This is a genomic window from Streptomyces sp. NRRL S-350, from assembly GCF_000719705.1.
GTDB lineage: Bacteria > Actinomycetota > Actinomycetes > Streptomycetales > Streptomycetaceae > Kitasatospora.
In genome coordinates, this window is record NZ_JOHO01000144.1 from 1 (window position 1) to 3349 (window position 3349).

Sequence of the window (3349 nt, forward strand, 5' to 3'; positions counted from 1 at the left end):
CGGCGGGTGCGGTGGAGGAGGTGTCGGTGGAGTTCACCGGCGCCGCGGCCCGGGTGACGTCGCGGACGGCGCGGGTGTCGACGGGGCGTCCGGAGCTGACGGAGGCTGCGATCGTGGTGTCCGGTGGTCGTGGTGTGGGTGCGGCGGAGGGCTTCGGGGTGGTCGAGGAGCTCGCGGACGCGCTGGGCGCGGCGGTGGGTGCCTCGCGTGCGGCGGTCGACGCCGGCTGGTACCCGCACAGCAGCCAGGTCGGCCAGACCGGCAAGCAGGTCTCCCCCCAGCTGTACGTGGCCAACGGCATCTCCGGTGCCATCCAGCACCGGGCCGGCATGCAGACGTCGAAGACCATCGTGGCCGTCAACAAGGACCCGGAGGCCCCGATCTTCGAGCTGGTGGCGTGGCACCGGGTACTCGGTGCCACGCCCTCCGGCGTTCGTCCACGCCGTCGGATCACTCCGCGAAAGCCGCGAGGTGCTGGGTGAAACCGCCCTGGGAGGGCGGCAGCGGCCGCGGCTCGGCCTCCTGCACCGGCTGCGGCTCCTCCACCGGCAGCAGTCGCAGCTCCGGCTGGTCGGAGTCGGGGGAGGAGAGCAGCCGCACCCGGGTGCCGACCGGCACGGTGCTGCGCAGCCCGTCCACGATGCACCAGACGTCGAAGCCCTCGGCCATCCGGATCAGGGACTTCTGGCGGACCAGCGGGGTCCTGGCCTGTTCCACCGCACAGCGCCGGACCACTCCGGTGCCCTCGCTCGGCTCCAGCCTCAGGTCGGTGGAGCCGCAGGTGGGGCAGAGCAACCGCTGGAAGGTCGGGTTGTTGCACCACATGCAGCGCTGGAAGTACAGCGTCGTGCTGCGGGTGTCGGCATCGATGGCTGAGTGGACCACGGTGTCATCTCCCTGCGCTCGGACCGGCTCGTTCGGCAGAAGTTCGGCAGAAGTTCGGCACGAAAAGGATAGGGAACTCAGTGCCGCCAAGGGAAGGCACTGAGTTCCCTTTTTGCCGCGCGCGTGCATAATGAAGGGTACTGAGTACCGTCGTGAAACAGGAGTGGCGATCATGAGCCAGGACTTCGATCTCTTCCGTATCTCCGAGGAGCACGAGATGCTCCGTGAGGCGGTGCGTTCGCTGGCCGAGGCGAAGATCGCCCCGTTCGCGGCGGAGGTGGACGAGCAGGGCCGGTTCCCGCAGGAGGCGCTGGACGCGCTGCGGGGCAACGACCTGCACGCGGTGCACGTCCCGGAGGAGTACGGCGGTGCGGGTGCGGACGCCCTGGCGACGGTGATCGTGATCGAGGAGGTCGCGCGGGTCTGCGGCTCGTCGTCGCTGATCCCGGCGGTGAACAAGCTGGGGTCGCTGCCGGTGCAGCTGTCCGGTTCGGAGGAGCTGAAGGCGAAGTACCTGGGGGCGCTGGCCCGGGGCGAGGGGATGTTCTCGTACTGCCTGTCGGAGCCGGAGGCGGGTTCGGACGCGGCGGGGATGAAGACCCGGGCGGTGCGCGACGGGGACTTCTGGGTGCTGAACGGCGTGAAGCGGTGGATCACCAACGCCGGCGTGTCCGAGTTCTACACGGTGATGGCGGTGACGGATCCGTCGCTGCGCTCGAAGGGGATCTCGGCGTTCGTCGTGGAGAAGGGCGACGAGGGCGTGTCGTTCGGTGCGCCGGAGAAGAAGCTGGGGATCAAGGGTTCGCCCACGCGTGAGGTGTACTTCGACAACGTGCGGATCCCGGCGGACCGGATGATCGGCGCGGAGGGCACCGGTTTCGCGACGGCGATGAAGACGCTGGACCACACCCGGGTGACGATCGCGGCGCAGGCGGTGGGCATCGCGCAGGGAGCGCTGGACTACGCCAAGGGGTACGTCCAGGAGCGCAAGCAGTTCGGCAAGGCCATCGCCGAGTTCCAGGGCGTCCAGTTCATGCTGGCGGACATGGCGATGAAGCTGGAGGCGGCGCGGCAGATGACGTACGTGGCGGCGGCGAAGTCGCAGCGCGGGGACGCGGACCTGACGTTCTTCGGTGCGGCGGCGAAGTGCTTCGCGTCGGACGTGGCGATGGAGGTCACCACGGACGCCGTCCAGCTCCTGGGCGGCTACGGGTACACCCGCGACTACCCGGTGGAGCGGATGATGCGGGACGCCAAGATCACCCAGATCTACGAGGGCACCAACCAGGTCCAGCGCATCGTCATGGCCCGCAACCTGCCGTGACCCGCCCCACCCGCGGGCGCCGGCGGCCGGACCGTTCTGCGGTCCGGCCGCCCGGTGCCCGTGCGGTGCGCCGGTGTTAGGTTGCGGAGAATGAGCGAGAAGGAAGAGCAGGACCTGCCCATGAACGACGGGCCCTCCAAGCCGGCCATGCGCGAGGCGCTGGTGGCCGCGGCCTTCGAGCTCTTCCTGGAGCGCGGCTTCGAGCAGACCACCGTCGACGACATCGTCGCCCTGGCCGGCGTCGGCCGACGCTCCTTCTTCCGCTACTTCCCCGCCAAGGAGGACGTGGTCTTCCCCGACCACGAGCGCAGCCTCGCCGAGATGACGGAGTTCCTGGACTCCGGCACCGGTGACGAGGACCCGGTCAAGCACGCCTGCGCCGCCGCCCGCCTGGTCCTGCGGATGTACGCCGAGCAGCCCTCCTTCTCCGTCCAGCGCTACCGGCTGACCCGCAAGGTGCCGGGACTGCGGGCGTACGAGCTGTCGGTGGTCTGGCGCTACGAGCACACCCTCGCCGCCTACCTGCGCGGCCGCTTCGACGACCGCCCGGACGGCCCGCTGCGGGCGGACGTGATCGCCGCGGCCGTCGTCGCCGCGCACAACCACGCCCTGCGCACCTGGCTGCGCTCGGGCGGCGAGAGCGACTGGGTGGCCGAGGTGGACGCGGCGATGGCCTTCGTCACCGGCACCTGGAGCGACCGCCCGGCCGAGACCGCCGCCGAGGGCGAGTCCGACGAGGTGGTGGTCCTGGTCGCCAGCCGCCGGGCGCCGCTGTGGCGGATGGTCCAGGGCATCGAGAGCGCCCTCGGCGCGGACACCCGCCAGGCCTGAACCGGCGGCCGCACCGGCCGCTGACAGCACCCGGCGGGAGCCGGGAAAGCGCGGGGAAGCACCGGAAAGCGCCGGGAAAAGCAAAAGACCCCAGATCAACTGGGGTCTGAGCCGGTGTCCGAGGGGGGACTTGAACCCCCACGCCCGATAAAGGGCACTAGCACCTCAAGCTAGCGCGTCTGCCATTCCGCCACCCGGACGGGGTGTCGTCCTCGCGACTTCCGATCTCTCGTCCGTCGCGCTGACAGATGTAACTGTAGCAAAGATCGGCTTGGGCTCCCAAAACGCCCCCGGGTGGGGGAGCGGGGG

General features: G+C 70.2%; 3 protein-coding genes, 1 tRNA gene and 1 pseudogene. 3 read left to right on the forward strand and 2 right to left on the reverse strand.

Annotated elements, in window-relative coordinates; genetic code table 11:
- A pseudogene (locus tag IF30_RS0140040) lies at positions 1–395 on the forward strand (electron transfer flavoprotein subunit alpha/FixB family protein); the annotation flags it as partial.
- A gap of 55 nt (positions 396–450) precedes the next feature.
- Here IF30_RS0140040 and IF30_RS44385 read toward each other — a convergent pair.
- Positions 451–885, reverse strand: coding sequence for a hypothetical protein (locus IF30_RS44385; RefSeq protein WP_051712263.1), 435 nt, complete (start codon positions 883–885; stop codon positions 451–453).
- Positions 886–1057: 172 nt separating this feature from the next.
- Here IF30_RS44385 and IF30_RS0140050 point away from each other — a divergent pair, with 172 nt between their 5' ends.
- On the forward strand, positions 1058–2209 hold the full coding sequence (locus IF30_RS0140050; RefSeq protein ID WP_030247946.1) for an acyl-CoA dehydrogenase: 1152 nt from the start codon (positions 1058–1060) through the stop codon (positions 2207–2209).
- Positions 2210–2299: 90 nt separating this feature from the next.
- The gene (locus IF30_RS0140055) at positions 2300–3040 is read left to right on the forward strand and encodes a TetR family transcriptional regulator (RefSeq protein ID WP_234323031.1); all 741 of its coding nucleotides are present in this window, start codon (positions 2300–2302) and stop codon (positions 3038–3040) included.
- Between the two features lie 115 nt (positions 3041–3155).
- Here IF30_RS0140055 and IF30_RS0140060 read toward each other — a convergent pair.
- Positions 3156–3240: transfer RNA gene (locus IF30_RS0140060), tRNA-Leu, on the reverse strand.
- Positions 3241–3349 lie beyond the last annotated feature (109 nt).

What these genes read in the sequence shown, in the direction of transcription:
- IF30_RS0140050 (WP_030247946.1), top strand. Translation starts at nt 1,058, where the DNA reads ATGAGCCAGGACTTCGATCTCTTCCGTATCTCCGAGGAGCACGAGATG.
- IF30_RS0140055 (WP_234323031.1), top strand. Translation starts at nt 2,300, where the DNA reads ATGAGCGAGAAGGAAGAGCAGGACCTGCCCATGAACGACGGGCCCTCC.